The 15,327-nt window shown below is 39.0% G+C and carries 16 protein-coding genes and 1 tRNA gene; 12 read left to right on the forward strand and 5 right to left on the reverse strand.

All coding sequences use genetic code 11. The features are described 5' to 3' along the window. Nucleotides 1–155: 155 nt before the first annotated feature. Both ELX58_RS08085 and ELX58_RS04990 read left to right on the forward strand, forming a co-directional pair. Nucleotides 156–287, forward strand: a complete 132-nt coding sequence (locus ELX58_RS08085; protein WP_257791754.1) for a hypothetical protein — start codon at nt 156–158, stop codon at nt 285–287. 12 nt (nt 288–299) lie between these two features. Beyond that, the gene (locus ELX58_RS04990) at nt 300–506 is read left to right on the forward strand and encodes a hypothetical protein (RefSeq protein ID WP_133442058.1); all 207 of its coding nucleotides are present in this window, start codon (nt 300–302) and stop codon (nt 504–506) included. 141 nt (nt 507–647) lie between these two features. Here ELX58_RS04990 and ELX58_RS04995 read toward each other — a convergent pair whose 3' ends face one another. Further along, nucleotides 648–965, reverse strand: coding sequence for a hypothetical protein (locus ELX58_RS04995; RefSeq protein WP_133442059.1), 318 nt, complete (start codon nt 963–965; stop codon nt 648–650). A gap of 66 nt (nt 966–1,031) precedes the next feature. Then, nucleotides 1,032–2,465, reverse strand: coding sequence for a basic amino acid/polyamine antiporter (locus tag ELX58_RS05000; RefSeq protein WP_133442060.1), 1,434 nt, complete (start codon nt 2,463–2,465; stop codon nt 1,032–1,034). Nucleotides 2,466–2,667: 202 nt separating this feature from the next. Between ELX58_RS05000 and ELX58_RS05005 the strand changes: the two genes are divergently transcribed. The 4 genes from ELX58_RS05005 (at nt 2,668) to ELX58_RS05015 (ending at nt 6,071) form a co-directional block, all read left to right on the forward strand. Beyond that, nucleotides 2,668–4,026: an FAD-dependent oxidoreductase gene (locus tag ELX58_RS05005; RefSeq protein ID WP_133442061.1), complete on the forward strand. Its 1,359-nt coding sequence runs from the start codon at nt 2,668–2,670 to the stop codon at nt 4,024–4,026. 511 nt (nt 4,027–4,537) lie between these two features. Next, nucleotides 4,538–4,672, forward strand: a complete 135-nt coding sequence (locus tag ELX58_RS08090) for a hypothetical protein (protein WP_257791755.1) — start codon at nt 4,538–4,540, stop codon at nt 4,670–4,672. Nucleotides 4,673–5,229: 557 nt separating this feature from the next. Further along, nucleotides 5,230–5,937, forward strand: a complete 708-nt coding sequence (locus ELX58_RS05010; RefSeq protein ID WP_133442062.1) for a hypothetical protein — start codon at nt 5,230–5,232, stop codon at nt 5,935–5,937. A 61-nt stretch (nt 5,938–5,998) separates the two neighbouring features. Next, a tRNA-Val gene (locus tag ELX58_RS05015) sits at nt 5,999–6,071 on the forward strand. A gap of 984 nt (nt 6,072–7,055) precedes the next feature. Here ELX58_RS05015 and ELX58_RS05020 read toward each other — a convergent pair. The 3 genes from ELX58_RS05020 to ELX58_RS05030 form a co-directional block, all read right to left on the reverse strand. Next, nucleotides 7,056–7,412 carry a hypothetical protein gene (locus tag ELX58_RS05020; protein WP_133442063.1) on the reverse strand — a complete coding sequence of 119 codons (357 nt, stop codon included), beginning with the start codon at nt 7,410–7,412 and terminating at the stop codon, nt 7,056–7,058. A gap of 50 nt (nt 7,413–7,462) precedes the next feature. Further along, the gene (gene spxB, locus ELX58_RS05025; protein ID WP_133442064.1) at nt 7,463–9,247 is read right to left on the reverse strand and encodes a pyruvate oxidase; all 1,785 of its coding nucleotides are present in this window, start codon (nt 9,245–9,247) and stop codon (nt 7,463–7,465) included. 112 nt (nt 9,248–9,359) lie between these two features. Continuing rightward, the gene (locus ELX58_RS05030; protein ID WP_133442065.1) at nt 9,360–10,505 is read right to left on the reverse strand and encodes an RNA-guided endonuclease TnpB family protein; all 1,146 of its coding nucleotides are present in this window, start codon (nt 10,503–10,505) and stop codon (nt 9,360–9,362) included. 97 nt (nt 10,506–10,602) lie between these two features. Between ELX58_RS05030 and tnpA the strand changes: the two genes are divergently transcribed. The 6 genes from tnpA (at nt 10,603) to hpt (ending at nt 15,312) form a co-directional block, all read left to right on the forward strand. Next, on the forward strand, nt 10,603–11,010 hold the full coding sequence (gene tnpA, locus ELX58_RS05035; RefSeq protein ID WP_133442066.1) for an IS200/IS605 family transposase: 408 nt from the start codon (nt 10,603–10,605) through the stop codon (nt 11,008–11,010). Between the two features lie 92 nt (nt 11,011–11,102). Next, the gene (locus ELX58_RS05040) at nt 11,103–11,309 is read left to right on the forward strand and encodes a hypothetical protein (RefSeq protein WP_133442067.1); all 207 of its coding nucleotides are present in this window, start codon (nt 11,103–11,105) and stop codon (nt 11,307–11,309) included. A 2-nt stretch (nt 11,310–11,311) separates the two neighbouring features. Beyond that, on the forward strand, nt 11,312–11,878 hold the full coding sequence (locus ELX58_RS05045; RefSeq protein WP_133442068.1) for an ATP-binding protein: 567 nt from the start codon (nt 11,312–11,314) through the stop codon (nt 11,876–11,878). A 258-nt stretch (nt 11,879–12,136) separates the two neighbouring features. After that, nucleotides 12,137–13,432, forward strand: coding sequence for an adenylosuccinate synthase (locus ELX58_RS05050; RefSeq protein WP_133442069.1), 1,296 nt, complete (start codon nt 12,137–12,139; stop codon nt 13,430–13,432). Further along, nucleotides 13,432–14,727: an adenylosuccinate lyase gene (purB, locus tag ELX58_RS05055; protein WP_133442070.1), complete on the forward strand. Its 1,296-nt coding sequence runs from the start codon at nt 13,432–13,434 to the stop codon at nt 14,725–14,727. The genes ELX58_RS05050 and purB overlap by 1 nt, the downstream gene beginning before the upstream one ends. 27 nt (nt 14,728–14,754) lie before the next feature. Further along, nucleotides 14,755–15,312: a hypoxanthine phosphoribosyltransferase gene (gene hpt / locus ELX58_RS05060; RefSeq protein ID WP_418620860.1), complete on the forward strand. Its 558-nt coding sequence runs from the start codon at nt 14,755–14,757 to the stop codon at nt 15,310–15,312. Nucleotides 15,313–15,327: the final 15 nt, after the last annotated feature.

The following is a 15,327-nucleotide window of genomic DNA, read 5'->3' on the forward strand; positions in this document are numbered from 1 at the left end:
TAACGATAAAAGTATAGATATATTAAAACAAATTAAATTAATTTAATAATTATGTTGACAATAAACGAATAACGTATATAATCATAATTGTAAAGAGAAATATGAATCTAGTTGATAGATGCATATGAAAAGCTCTTTAGAAGGAGGCTACTCCAATGCAAAAGACTAAACATATTCATCATGTCCATGTGGGCATGAGTGAAATTGTAAATTCATTATTTATTGATCGTCAATCTTGTATTTGGAAGTTGTCCCGAAGTCTAGAAGTCGGGATGACGAATAGCTAAGGAGATTTTATTATGATGAACACGTTAGAACTATCTAAGAAGTGGTTTGCTAAAGGTGCGATGAACTTATCTAAGTTCTCTGCTATGTTCCGTTCATCTATGATGAATAAACCAAAGATGTTTGACGACTTTGCTGGTAATCGATTAATTAATGATAAAGTCGCCTTGCCCCTTGGTCCAACCACGTTAAAGTCTCTGGACGCTTCATTAAAGTCTTGAAATGTAAGACTTTCCGCCAATCCGATAATCGTAAATGTTCACTTATCGAAATTATTGATCCCGTTCATAAATGAAACAAAAATCCAGTTCTAATCTAATTTTGGATTAGAGCTGGATTTTTTGTTTTGCTTGAAGATTAAATTATTTAGTAATCTTTTTGATGAAGTCTAAAGCTTTTTGACGACTTGGATTTTCGCTGTCTAAGCGGAATTCTTCGTTGTGTAAAGCCTGCATAGCTTCACTGTTTAAGAATTTAACGATCTGGTCACGTTTAGATGCGTCTAAAGCTGCGACCAAGGTTAAGAATACGTTTAAACTTTCGTAAAGACCAACGTCATAGTTCATGTGACGACTGGTGAATAACGGGTTGATCTTTGGATCTAGATGATGCTGATCCAAGTAACCCTTGATGATGGGCATGAATTGACTGCCCTTTGGACTAGTTGGTTGTGCTTCCATACTATAGTTTCACTCCTCTAGATTGGATACTTTAATTATAACTGATTTGCGTATCCTTTCACAATCCTAGACGTTGCCTGAAATGGCAATTTGCCCCGTTACCAAGGCGTATACACCAAAGATTGCGGTAATTACGATTAATATTGCGACCCAGCGTTCCCAGGTCTTAAAGACCTTTTGTCTATGATTATCATGCTTCTGTAAGTACACGTAACAGGGAATGCCTAACGCGAATAGCCATGCCGATAATAGCCAATAAGTAAGGCCCGTTGCGTAGACAATCCATGCGGAATAGGTCGAAGCAATAATCCCAATTATGATGTTGCGGGTTCGGTGATTAGTGTGATCACCAATCAATGAATATTTAAGCTGATAAACTGCCGAGAAGGTGTACGGAATCATGACCATTGAACTCGCAATTGAATACATGAAATTGTAGGCACGTGGTGTAATTAAGAAGCTAAACATGAAGATTTCCACGCAAACGTCGGTAATGATTAACGAATTAATCGGTGAGTTATGGTGATTCGTTTTACTGAACAGTTTTGGGAAAGTGCCATGGATCGAAGCAATGTAAGGAACATGACCGGCAAACATTGTCCAGTCTAGCAGGGCACTCACTAAGGCGACCACAATTCCGGCATTAATGACGATGGCTCCCCAGGGGCCAACCAATTGCTTTAGAATCGATGCCATGGCTGGTTGTCTGAGATGAGATAACTGTAAACGACTCATGACCCCAAACGATAGCAATGTCATAAGCATGTACAGTAGGATCATTGAACTGATGCCTAGGATCGTGGCTAAGCCAACGTCTTTTCGGTGCTTAGCTCTTCCGGAAAAGATCACGGCACCTTCAATTCCGGTAAAGGTCCAGACCATGACTAGCATGGTACTTTTAACCTGGCGCATGACATCACCGAACTGAAATTTTCCGGTAGGTGTATACCAGAAATCATGCTCAAAAATATGTAGTTTGAACGATAGGAAAACGATAATCAAGAATAAGATGATTGGAATAATCTTCGCAATTGTCACGACGATGTTAACGAAGGATGCCGATTTAATCCCGTGCAGGATCATAAAATGGCATCCCCACAGCATAATTGACCCCAGAATAATCGACGGCCAATTTTGGCCGTTACCAAAGACCGGTAAGAAATAGCCTAGGGCACTCATACATAGAGTAATATAACCAACGTTACCTAACCAAGCTGATAGCCAGTACCCCCAAGCGGCATTAAAGCCCATGTATTTACCAAATCCAGCTTCAGCATAGCTATAAATTCCAGCGTTTAGATCCGGACGCTTAGTTACTAGATTCTGAAAGCACAGGGCTAAACTGCCCATTCCGATTCCAGTGATTAACCAACTGATGGAGACGGCACCTGCACCGGCTCCTGTTGCGACATCGTGCATTAGATTAAAGATTCCACCAGCGATGATCGATCCAATCACCAGACAGGTGAGTTCCGTTAATCCGAGGCGATTACTTTTCATTATAAACAGGTCATTCCTTTATTCTCGACAGATTTTGAAACATTCGTTATTTTAACATTATTCAATGGGTATTAACGAGGGTGAATTTAAATCATTCCCGAAATAATCAAGTCAAATATAATATCCACGGAGCGAGAATTTGTTAAAATGATAATGAAGTTAGAATGAGTTTAATCTAGAAAGCAAAAAGAAGGTTACTGTTATGAAATTTATCGTTGTTGGATCATCACATGGTGGTTACGAAGCAGTCCGTCAGATTTTAATGAGTAAACCTGACGCTGACATTCAATGGTACGAAAAGACCAACTTTATTTCATTCCTATCTTGTGGGATGCAGACCTATTTAGAAGGAATTGCTAAGCACGTTAATTCTATTAGTTATGCCACCCCTGAATGGGCCAAAAAACACGGTGTCCACGTCTTCATTCAGCAGGAAATCACTAAGATTGATCCAAAGGCTCATAAAGTTCACGTTGTTGATCATAAGACTGGCAAAGAACGTGACGAATCTTATGATAAACTGATCTTAAGCTGTGGTGCCGATCCTAACAAGTTACCTGTACCAGGTAGTAATTTGAAAGGTATCTACGCAATGCGTGGTCGTGACTGGGCCATTAAGCTTAAAGAAGCAACCGTTAACCCAGCAATTAAGAACGTTGCCATCATCGGTGGTGGTTACATTGGTATCGAAGCTGCCGAAGTCTTCGCTAAGGCTGGTATGCACGTTACCTTGATTGACCGCAACAAGCGGCTTTTAGGTAACTACTTGGATCATGAATACACCGGGATGTTAACTGACGAAATGGAAACCCATAACGTTAACGTTCAGATGGAACAATCCGCGGCCAAGTTTATCGGTAAAAACGGCCACGTTACTGCCGTTAAATCTGAAATGGGTACTTACCCAGCTGACTTAGTTATTGAATCCGCTGGTATTAAGCCAAATACCAAGTGGTTAAAAGGTGTTGTTGACTTAACTCCACGTGGCTTAGTTAAAGTTGACGATTACATGCAGACTAGTCAGCCTGACATCTACTGTGTTGGTGATGCAACTACCGTTCGTTATGCACCGACGGGTAAGACCGCTCGAATTGCTTTAGCCACTAACGCTCGTCGTGGTGGCCGTTTTGCCGTTATGAACGCTTTAGGTGCTCACAAGAAAGTTCCTGCAGTTTCTGGTTCCAGTGCATTACATGTCTTCAGTTACCAATTTGCATCAACCGGTGTTAAGCAGGACAGCGCTGCTCACTTTGGCATTAACGCTAAGTCAACTTTCGTTGTTGATACTTATCGTCCAAAGTTCGTACCAAACAAAGCAGGTAACGCCAAGGTTTACTTCAAGTTAACTTACGATCCACAGACGATGCGTGTCTTAGGTGGCCAGGTAATGTCCAAGATGAACGAAACTGGCGACATCAACGTCATTTCATTAGCTATTCAGCAGCACTTAACCGTCATGGACTTAGCTTACTGTGACTTCTTCTTCCAGCCAGGCTTTGACCGTCCATGGAACATCTTGAACGTGGTTGCTCAAAAAGCTTTACGTGAAAATAATAAGTAAAGGTCGTTAATTAACTTAATTTTGAACACATCGCAGATGCTGAAACGAACATCATTAGGAATCCAAAGTCATGTACAGTTAATAATGTCTGGTGAGGTAAGCATGTATTAGTAATTGTTATTATTATGTTGCTTAGTTTGTTAGGCGTTCAAAAGGCACTCACCCATAGTTGGTCGAGTGCCTTTTTTGGTACTGTATTTAATGAATAAAGGAACTAAAAGTAATCATTATATTAAATACTTTCTGTTTATTAAACTAATTTAAAATATTTTATATATTATGTTGACAAAACTATAAATAAGTTATATAACATAACCGTAAGCTGAAATCGGGGTTGACTAGATTTCACTTACGAGATCCATAAAGGAGATGGCTCCAGTGCAAAAGACAGAACATATGCCCGTCCGAAAGGACAAAGACGCGATTTTAAGTTCAATTTCATGTAATGATTTTTGTGTTCGGAAGCCAGTCCGCTACAGCGGGGTGGCTGATCAGTAAGGAGTTGAGTATTATGTTAAAGAATAATGCTTTGTTAAACGGTACGTCTTCATTAGCACGAGCTTCTGCGTCAGCGTTCGGCAACGCATCCATTAAGGAACGATTGCTGATCGGCGGCAAACAGATGCTCGCTGGTGGGGCCGTCTAACTCCTGAAAGTTAGTTGCCTCCTATACAATTACAATGAATAAACATTTAAGTGTGATAAGTAGTACGATCGCACCATGTGTGGATATTCTTTACGGAATTACTATGAATCGTTTTTAACTTCAATAATTAATCTCGTTCAGAATTTAAGAAAGGGCGTCCAAGTAAGTTGGGCGCTCTTTTTTAGTTGGTTGATAAAATGGCGTTAATTTGCAAACATTATTTTAATATTTCATAATATTATTAATATATTTTAAATAATTATCTGATATTTATATTTAATAGTTTATTATTATAAGTGTAAACAATATCACGAAAGGGAGATAAAAATGCTTAAACGAGTCAATGTTAACGTTGTCGTCTTAGTGCATACATTATTTCTAAAACGCTCGTGCGCTCAACAGCCTATTTAAGTATCTTTACATAATCGTTCTGCACGAGTGATAACAATCGTGTGGAATCACATCATCGTTAATAAACTACGTATATAATGCCTCACGATTGTTATGAATTGTGAGGCTTTTTAAGTATCCACATACATAGTCATATGAGGCCTCGTATGACATCTTATAATGTTGATTATATTTATTTGGTTTTGAACAGAGAGGAACCTTTATATGTCAAAAGTTATGTCCCAAAGGTTAATGTCTCAAACGTAAATAATGTATCAAAATTCAATGTTGCTTCCATGCTGCACATGGTTAACCTGGTCAAGAATCTATCTAACAAGATGAATGTAGTTAGCGCCAACGTTAATTCTATCAAGCATAAAATTGACGTTAGTGATGTTAACGTCGTCCATGTTATGAACGTTGTTAGAAACTTAGACGTTGTTAAGAACGTCGTAGCCGTTAAGGTCGTTCGTGCTCTTGAAAATGCCGTAGTTGCTAACAAAGCTGATGCTGTAAGCGTTAAGTTATTATCTAGCGTTGATCACGTTGCCGCTAATATGAATGATGTCCGTGTTAACTTAGTTAATATGGTATTAAGCGACGTCAAGATGATCAGTGCCGATGTTGACTCTGTTAACTACGTTTATAATTCCAAGAGTGTTAACTTACGTGAAATCCGCAACATCAAGGTTAGCGTTGCTGCCATGAAGAGCGCTATTAAGAACATCAAAGTTATCGTAAGTAACAGTGTTGTTGTTATGAACAGAATGTTAGATTACACCACCATGATTTTAGATAACCGTGGAGTATCTAAGAAGGTCGTTGATTTAGTTGACCAGCTTCAGGTTAACATTGATCGTCGTGTTAATTATTAATTTTTTATTAGCTTCAATAGGCTTGATGCGTCAGTCATGTGTGTTATAATTAGTGTGTCTTGGAGGATTAGCTCAGTTGGGAGAGCATCTGCCTTACAAGCAGGAGGTCATTGGTTCGAGCCCGATATCCTCCATATTTTGTTATAACTTAAGCAATGCATTATTAAAGGTTAGTCCCTTTGGTTATGCATTTAATCCATCAAAGAGAGCGCCTAAAACGACGCTCTTTTTTAGTTTTATCAAATAATTTATAAAGTTAAGTATTACAATATAAAATATGTTTATAAATCAATAATTATAAACAAAATCAACACATATAACGAAATTATATATTATAATGTTTGGTGATGAGATATTGTGCAAACAATCACAAGTTGTCATCTTCATTAAATCTTCGTCCTAGTTATTTACCATGTCCTGAATTATTGTTTGTGCAATTCTCATTGCCAGCATAATGCTTTGGCGTAAATAAATATCTTCCACAAATTTATACCCCGATTAATGAGCGTCCGATTAATCATCGGGCGTTTTTATTGTGTGGGGTAAACATTTAACTTTTAAATAGACCATACGATTGACATAATTAGATACTTACGATATATTAAAAGTGCAGAGAGATTAGAACAAACGTGTGAATGTTTTTTACCTGTTGCCAATTGGTAACAGGTTTTTTTATCAAAAAAGGGCATGGATATTAACCACGCCCTTAAGTTAATTCTTATGGTGGGAATGGCGCTTCATCCAATTAGTGATTATAAAATACGCTAAATTGGAAATTAAGCCCAAGACTGCAGAGAAAATTAGAACTATAAACGTATGAATGTTTATCACCTCTTTTGCTATCAAGTAGCTGGGACAAAAAGATGTAGCCTAACAAAATAATCTTATCATAATTAAAGATGATTGAATATCTGTTATTCTATAGGTGAACATCAAGACAGTTAATCACCGTGGCAAGTTGGTTACTTGCTGAAAGATTAAAGAATGGCGCTTTTAAGCATCTTTCTTTTTACCATAAGAAATAAAACAAAAAGAGATCCCTAAATAATTAATCATTTAAGGATCTCTTTTTATAGTATTATGTATTCTTGATTACGGAATACTTGATTAATCAAAGATTACTTTTTAGCGCTTTTTAAGTAGTCTTTGAGCTGACTTACGATACTCTTACATACTTTGTCGATCTGTGGAGTATACGTGTTCATTGATGATGCGTATACAGCAAATGTATTAACGTAATTGATTAATGCATGAGCATAATCAGGGGTATCTAAATCCTGACGATTGTTTAAGTCTAATTTGTTGTCCTTTTGAATAGCATCGTTAATATCGGCTAAATTAGTGATACCAGGGGTATCTAAATGCTTTTGGTCACCAGCGCTGTTACTCTTGACGTAATCTTGGACCTTCATAACCTGATGAAGTACTTTAACTTCGGGTTTAGAGAACGTAGCCACGCTACCAGAAATTTGCATACAATTCCCTCCTTGTGGAAATGGATTATAATCCAATTCATATTTTCTCACTAATGGCGCTGCTTCGCAACTTGTGCAAGTAATTCTGGCAGTGATTTCAGTGATTTCCCGTTATATTTAGCAAAAAATTGATGTAAATCAGATTGATTGTCACAGACTTCGATGAATTTACCGTTTTGTTTGTGGATATGCAGTTTTTTCATCGGTAGGGCACGTTGATCAGATATGACAATGTTGAGTAGGATTGGCTGACCATTTTGGGTAACCCGTTTAGCAAGATCAAAGGTGTGAGCTAATTGACTAAATTGAGTTATCGTAATTGCTTTAACACCCATCCCTTTAGCAATCATTGCAAAATCTTGACCAGTTAATTTAACACCAAAATATTTCATCGATAAATCAGCTTGCTGACTCTTGATGTAGCTAGTGGAATTATTAGACGTCACACCGTTAATGATTGGTAAATGGTATTTGCGTTCGGTAACTAAATCCTGCATGACCATCGAAAAGGCACCATCACCAGCAATACTAAAGACTTGTCGATGCGGATACGATAGTTTAGCGGCGATCGCACCAGGGATGCTGCATCCCATCGTGGCAAAATGCGCTGAAAAGACGAGCTGATTATTAGTGCCCATTTTTAAATAGCGAAAACTGTTGACGGTATTGTCACCAATGTCGACTGAAAAGATCGTTTTATCATTCGCGATTCGGTTGATCTGATGATAGACCTGTGTGGGTAAAATTGGGTTAGTCTTTTTAATGGCTAGATGATGACGATATTGATTTTCGTTTTGAATGTCCTTAATTACGGATGAATAGTAGAGTTGGTGAATAGTGTGAACGCTAGTCTTAAGGACAGCCTTGATGAATTCGGTTGGATCAGCCCAAATGCCTAAATCTAACGGATGATGATAACCGAGACAGTTTTGGCGTCGGTCAACCTGAATAAATTTAAAGGGATGCTTATCATAATAGCGATGTGACAGGGCGAATTCACTTCCAAGACTGATTACCAAGTCGGTCGTGTCCATTAGCTCATTGGCAACTTTTGACGTGATTCGGTTGCCAGTCCCTAGATCAGTAACTTCACCAGGAATTAATCCTTTTGCCGTACCATCGATCATGATTGGAATCTGTAATTGTTGTGATAATTTAACCAGTAACTTCCCACTGTCACCGATTTGTTTACCAACGTGAAAAACGGGGTGCTTCGCTTGTTTTACCATTTTCAAGAATTGATTAATGATTTGCGGAAATATTTTTGGATAACTTGGTTTAACAATAGTATGCGGAGCTGAACTATATTTACGGTCGGGAATTTTAACGAAGCCTAAGTCGTTAGGGATGATCACTACAGCGACACTTTGATGTTGATAAGCTTCCCGGATTGCTCGGTCGACAACGTGGGGAAGACTCTGAGCGTTCATCACAATCCGGTCATAACAGGCCACATTACTGAAGATTGGAGCTTCCGGAAATTCTTGAAAATAATCGTAATTGAGATTATCGCTGTTGGCCTGGCCAACGATCGCTAATACTGGAACGTGATCTTCCTTTGCGTCGTATAAACCATTTAGCATATTAACGGCACCGGGACCAGCAGAGCCAAAAGCGACCCCGATGTGATGCGTTAATTTAGCCTGAGCTGAAGCCGCCAGGGCACCGACTTGTTCATGACGAACTTGAATGAAGTTGATGCGTTGATGTTCATAATTTAAAGCATTCATTAATGAATTTAGGGATCCGGCGGGATAACCAAAGAGGTCTTTAACGCGCCACGATTCCAAAACATGAAGCATGGCAACGTCTGCCGGAATCAGGTTTGTACTCATATCTTTTCCTCCCAATGTTATAATTACTGTTGTCAATTATGAACTACTCGGTACTAAAGTACCGAGTTTCTAGCTTAGCACCTTACGTACCTGTTCTTGGGAACGCTCGTGCTTATTCAACACACAACTGTAGAGAAGTATCTTGAACAGAGGTAGAGTTGTTAGCCATGGCTTGTTCCAAGCCTAAATGCAGTATATTAATACTGGCATTCACATCTCTGTCTTGTTTAGTATGGCAATACTGGCAAACGAAGCTACGAATATCCAGTGGCTTTACGCCCGTGTTTTTACCACAAGTATGACAAATACGGCTAGTATCCTTAGGATTAACTAGCTCGAGATGCTTACCATACCATACACACTTATAGGCTAATAATGTCCTAAAGTGATACCACGAAGCACAGGCAATCGCCCGAGCTAGTCTATGATTATGTTGCATATTAGAGACTTTTAGGTCTTCGATTGCTATGAAATCATAATGCTTTACTAGCCATGTGGTTAGAATTTGTAGATAATTAATCCGTTGATTCTTTATATGACGGTTAATTTTAGCTACTTCACGCTTTGCTTTCTGATAGTTATGATATTCAACTAAAGTTTTGACGTGATGGTTAGGCATCTTCTTCTGGAGATGCTGATTATATCGAATATCCTTAATGGCATCACGTCTACGCCTAGCTGATAGGATTTGCCATTTGTGCTTTCTAGCTTCATTTGCTTTATTGTAATATTTAAAGTTCCATTTCATATCAGTAGATAAGATAGCGAGGTTGCTTAATCCTACATCAATTCCAATTGCTTGATTCGTCTTCGGCAATGATACTTGGTTCTCGTATTCTACCGTAAGACTTGCGACGTAGTCTCCAGTGGAGTCATGTGTGACTGTGACCTGTTTAATCTTACCGACTAGTGGTTGATTGAAATGGACTTTCATATATCCTAACTTAGCCAATTTTAATACGTGTGGCTTATTAATCTGTTTGGGAATACTGGTAGTCCGATAGGACTGCTTATAATATTTCTTAGACTTGAACTTTGGCGCTTTGGAACGGTGCTGAAACAGATTCTGATACGACTGGTACAAGATGCCTAGTTCACATTGAAGCGAACGGCTGTCAGCATAACTAAGCCACTTAGCTTTTTCAATCGCTAAGAAGTGGTTCCAGATGAACCGAATGTCTCCGAGCTGTTGGTTTAGCCACGTTTGTTGGTATTGATTAGGATACAACTTTGCTTTAATTCCTTTTGTAATTAACATTATTTTCACCTCCTTAATGCACTTATATTATATCACATATGACTGTTAATATATCAGATAGAATGCTATTATTACCAGTGTATAGGAGCTGATGTATATGTTAGTTAAAAATCGTACTAATGTGCATAATCTCAATTACCATTTAGTTTGGATCACCAAATATCGTAAGATGGTATTTACTACTAAAGACCTACAGCATGCTATGAAACGAATTATTAAGTTTATTGCTGATAATCATCACATCGTAATTCAAAAGATAGAGGTCTTACCAGACCATATTCATGTATTGGTCAGTTTTCCACCAGCTGATGCTATTTCATCTGTTATTAAAACTTTTAAAGGCTTATCCGCTAGGATATGGTTTCAGCAATTTCCAGAAACTAAGAAGAAGCTATGGAGCGGTCATTTATGGTCACCTACATTTTATGCAGGTACCGTTGGTGACATGTCTAGAAAAATGATTGAGAAATATATTAACAATCAATTAATTAACTATAAACGTTAAAAAGTTGTTGCTTAACGTTTATTTATCTCGGTATTGAAGTACCGAGTATTCTGAATTGCAACAGCAGAACTAGATAAAAAGGATGATCGTCAATGGACATAGAAACCGTGAAAAAAGCTAAAAAAATTATTCGGGATATGAATGTTCCCAACAAGAAATTTAAAACGCAGTGTCATTTACGTAAATCAGCAATTTCCAAGCTCCGTCATCACGAAATCTCCGTTCGGATGCTGGATTCGAAGATCGTTGAAAAATTAGCTGATTTTTACGATAAATGTAAGGAACACGGTAAATTATAATCATGAGCAAGAAGATTTTTTTATACGGGCCACAAACGTCGGGTAAAACGACTCGACTTCTACGACTTATCAAGCATGATCACGGTCGAGATATCCTGATGTCAGGTGAAGACAAAGGCCAAGTTAATAACGGTCATGAAGTCTGCGACATAACTCTACGTGTCCCTGAGAAATGGGATCAGAAATCGTTAAACCGCTTTAAACAACAGGCTAAGGAACAATTTCCCGTTAATCACGTTTTAGTTGACGGGGCACAATTTTTATCCAAGCAACAGTTGGTTCAATTAACAGATATTTTTAATGACATTGATCCGACGGTGCCGATTATTTTTGCGGGATGCCAGTATTACATTGCGACACTTGGTCGGACCGATGATGAAATTCCAACCAGTAAATTTTTAATGACGTGGTGTGACGTTACAATGCCGGTCGATCGAAAGTGTGATTTTTGTCAGCGGACTGCAACTCGTTTATTTATCAACGGCTTTAAGAAATTGCCAGGTAATAAAATGATGGCTGTTGATCCACATTTGGTCTGCAATGTTCATTATTTAAAGTTCAAATCATAAATAAACATTAATAAACATTAAAATAGCATTGATTTCGTTCAAATTAATGCTATTATCTACTTGTTAATTAAATAACTACCGAAATTAGGTCTTGGCGTTTGCTGAGACTTCGAAGCAATCTTTAGTGTATCAAGTTACACAATTTCTTACTTCGTTAAGTGTGAGGGCTTAATTTCTAGAGATGAAATTAAGCCCATTTTTCATGCTTTTTTAAGGTACCAATTTCGGTAGGTGATTTATATTGAGAGGTCTTTATTTATGTCATCTATTGTAGTTATTGGTAGTCAATGGGGCGACGAAGGAAAAGGTAAAATTACCGATTTCCTTAGTTCAAAAGCCAACATCATTGCCCGGTTTTCGGGTGGTGACAATGCCGGCCACACCATCGCCACAAACGGGAAACACATCCACCTATCATTAATTCCCTCAGGGGTTTTATATCCGGATAAATTAGGTGTCCTCGGTAATGGCATGGTAATTAATCCCAAGTCGTTATTGCACGAGATTCACTACTTACGTCAGAACGGCATCCCGGTTCACAATCTCCGAATCTCTAACCGAGCCCAGGTATTAATGCCATATCACATCTTATTCGATCATTTACAGGAATCGTTGAAAGGCCAGAAGATCGGGACGACCGGTAAAGGAATTGGCCCAGCTTATATGGATAAATTAGAACGAATTGGCATCCGCATGGCTGATTTGATTGATAAACCAGTCTTCGCTCAGAAATTAAAGCAAGCTTTAAAGATTAAAAACATTATTTTAACTAAAGTGTTTAATCGTAAGCCGCTTGATTTTGATTCAATGTTTAAAGAATATTATCACTATGGCCAGATCATTAAACCGTTCGTCTGTGATACGTCTTACTTAATTAATCATGCCTTAGATGAAGGCAAGCACGTTCTCTTTGAAGGCGCTCAAGGATCAATGCTAGATATTGATCATGGGACCTATCCATTCGTTACTTCATCGAATACGGTTGCTGGTAATGCCGCCGTGGGTTCTGGAATTGGTCCTAATCGCATTAACCGTATTGTCGGGGTATGTAAAGCATATACATCCCGTGTTGGTGACGGTCCGTTCCCAACGGAACTGCATAATCAGGTCTCTGATCACATCAGACATGCGGCTCATGAATATGGCGTTGTCACCGGCCGTCCACGTCGTTTAGGCTGGTTAGACATTGTCGTTCTGAAACATGCCGTTCGAATCTCAGGGATTACGGATCTGTCATTGAACTGTTTAGATGCCTTATCAGGTATCGGTGACATTAAAGTTTGTGTTGGTTATCGATACCATGGCAAGCGAATTGATAATTATCCAGCTAATAACCGGGTCCTGGAAGAATGCCAGCCGATCTATAAAGTTTTCCCAGGATGGGATGAAGACATTACTTGTTGCACGACGGTTGCTGAATTACCAAAGAATGCTCGGAACTATCTAGAATCAGTATCAAAGATGGTCGGTGTTCCGTTAGATACGTTTGCCGTTGGTGCTAGCCGTGATCACACGCATATCTTGAAGAACGTTTGGCAGGAGGCCGATAAATAATGATCGATCGATATACAAGACCTGAAATGGGAGCCATTTGGACTTTACATCATCAGTATCAAACCTGGTTGATGGTTGAAATTGCCGTTGACGAAGGTTGGGCTAAATTAGGCAAGATTCCGAAAAGTGACGTCGAAAAAATTAAGAAGAACGCATCGTTTACTGATGAAGAAATCGCTAAGATTGAAGCCGTTACCCATCATGACATGGTGGCTTTTACCCGTGACGTTTCAAAATCACTTGGACCTGAACGGAAATGGATCCATTACGGTGTCACTAGCACCGATATTGAAGATACAGCTTACGGGATCCGCTATAAAGAAGCTAACAAAATCTTAATGAAAGATCTGTTAACCTTGAAGCATACAATTGCTGAAAAGGCCCTCAAATATAAAAATACCGTGATGATCGGCCGAACCCACGGGGTTCATGCTGAACCGATTACGTTCGGTTTGAAGTTGGCCCGTTGGTATTCCATGATGAAACGAAACTTGAAACGTTTTAAATTTGCTTCAAAGGAAGTTGAAGCCGGTGAAGTTTCCGGTGCCGTTGGTACCTTTGCTAACGTGCCACCGCAGGTCGAGGCCTACGTTTGCCATAAATTTGGTTTACGGGCTCAGGAAATTACCAGTCAGATTTTACCTCGTGATCTGCACGCTGATTACATCAGTACACTGGGCTTAATTGCCACGACGTTAGAAGACTTTGCGACTGAAATCCGCAGTCTGCAGCGAACCGAAATCCATGAAGTTGAAGAACACTTTGCCCCAGGTCAAAAAGGATCCAGTGCCATGCCGCACAAACGAAACCCAGTCGCTGATGAAAACATCTGTGGCTTAGCCAGAGTGGTCCGTGGCCACATCATTTCTGCTTATGAAGACGTTCCGTTATGGCATGAACGTGACATCTCACATTCAAGTGTTGAACGAATCATCATGCCTGACACCACGATCCTGTTAGACTTTATGCTTCACCGCTTTAATCATATTCTAAGTAATCTAACTGTTTTCTCGAAACGGATGAAACAGAACATGAACATCACGCATGGTTTAATTTACAGCCAGCGGTTCTTATTGAAATTGATTAATACCGGGATGACCCGTGAACAGGCCTACGATTTAGTTCAACCGTTAACGGCCAAGTCGTGGACAAAGGGGATTTCGTTTAAGAAACTTGTTGAAAATAATCCAGTGATTCGAAAACGGTTATCCCAAGCTGATATCGATGATGCGTTTGATTATCATTACCACTTGCGTTACGTCAACTACATCTTCCATCGGGTTGGCTTGGATTAATCGTTAAGTGTTAAGAAGGCTTAATAAATGTGTATGATGGTAAAAAAGAATAGTAACCCAATTCAAAAAGTATTATATCGTCCAGAACAGTTACAGCAGCGCTGTGCTCAGTTAGGTCGTCAAATCACCCGTGATTATCAGGGTAAACATCCGTTGGTCGTTGGTGTCTTAACGGGTGCTATGGTCTTTATGACTGACCTGATCCGTCAGATTAAGTTGCCAATTCAAATCGATTTCGTTGACGCCTCTAGTTACTTTAACGGCACCCAGTCAACCGGAAAAGTAAAACTGGTTAAAGATACTACTGCACCCGTTAAAGGTCGGGATGTTTTGATTGTTGAAGACATGATCGATAGTGGCCACACGTTGAAATTCTTAAAGCATCATTTTATGGAGCTAGGCGCTAAATCAGTTCAGATTTGTGTATTATTGGATAAACCTCAACGTCGGGAAGTATCAGTTGATACTGACTACGTCGGTTTTAAGATTCCAAACGTCTTTATCGTTGGCTACGGGATCGATTACCAGCAGCGTTTCCGTAATCTTCCGTACGTTGCGGCATTATCACCGTTATTCTATAAATAATAAGAAATTTTTGTT

Source organism: Acetilactobacillus jinshanensis (genome assembly GCF_004359375.1).
Taxonomy (GTDB): domain Bacteria; phylum Bacillota; class Bacilli; order Lactobacillales; family Lactobacillaceae; genus Acetilactobacillus; species Acetilactobacillus jinshanensis.

Excerpts from the sequence above, each read along its gene's own strand:
- ELX58_RS05000 (WP_133442060.1), bottom strand. The coding sequence starts at position 2,465 with ATGAAAAGTAATCGCCTCGGATTAACGGAACTCACCTGTCTGGTGATT.
- tnpA (WP_133442066.1), top strand. The coding sequence starts at position 10,603 with ATGTTAGTTAAAAATCGTACTAATGTGCATAATCTCAATTACCATTTA.
- ELX58_RS08085 (WP_257791754.1), top strand. The coding sequence starts at position 156 with ATGCAAAAGACTAAACATATTCATCATGTCCATGTGGGCATGAGTGAA.
- purB (WP_133442070.1), top strand. The coding sequence starts at position 13,432 with ATGATCGATCGATATACAAGACCTGAAATGGGAGCCATTTGGACTTTA.
- ELX58_RS04990 (WP_133442058.1), top strand. The coding sequence starts at position 300 with ATGATGAACACGTTAGAACTATCTAAGAAGTGGTTTGCTAAAGGTGCG.
- ELX58_RS05005 (WP_133442061.1), top strand. The coding sequence starts at position 2,668 with ATGAAATTTATCGTTGTTGGATCATCACATGGTGGTTACGAAGCAGTC.
- hpt (WP_418620860.1), top strand. The coding sequence starts at position 14,755 with ATGTGTATGATGGTAAAAAAGAATAGTAACCCAATTCAAAAAGTATTA.
- ELX58_RS05040 (WP_133442067.1), top strand. The coding sequence starts at position 11,103 with ATGGACATAGAAACCGTGAAAAAAGCTAAAAAAATTATTCGGGATATG.
- ELX58_RS05050 (WP_133442069.1), top strand. The coding sequence starts at position 12,137 with ATGTCATCTATTGTAGTTATTGGTAGTCAATGGGGCGACGAAGGAAAA.
- ELX58_RS08090 (WP_257791755.1), top strand. The coding sequence starts at position 4,538 with ATGTTAAAGAATAATGCTTTGTTAAACGGTACGTCTTCATTAGCACGA.
- ELX58_RS05030 (WP_133442065.1), bottom strand. The coding sequence starts at position 10,505 with ATGTTAATTACAAAAGGAATTAAAGCAAAGTTGTATCCTAATCAATAC.
- ELX58_RS05010 (WP_133442062.1), top strand. The coding sequence starts at position 5,230 with ATGACATCTTATAATGTTGATTATATTTATTTGGTTTTGAACAGAGAG.
- ELX58_RS04995 (WP_133442059.1), bottom strand. The coding sequence starts at position 965 with ATGGAAGCACAACCAACTAGTCCAAAGGGCAGTCAATTCATGCCCATC.
- ELX58_RS05045 (WP_133442068.1), top strand. The coding sequence starts at position 11,312 with ATGAGCAAGAAGATTTTTTTATACGGGCCACAAACGTCGGGTAAAACG.
- ELX58_RS05020 (WP_133442063.1), bottom strand. The coding sequence starts at position 7,412 with ATGCAAATTTCTGGTAGCGTGGCTACGTTCTCTAAACCCGAAGTTAAA.
- spxB (WP_133442064.1), bottom strand. The coding sequence starts at position 9,247 with ATGAGTACAAACCTGATTCCGGCAGACGTTGCCATGCTTCATGTTTTG.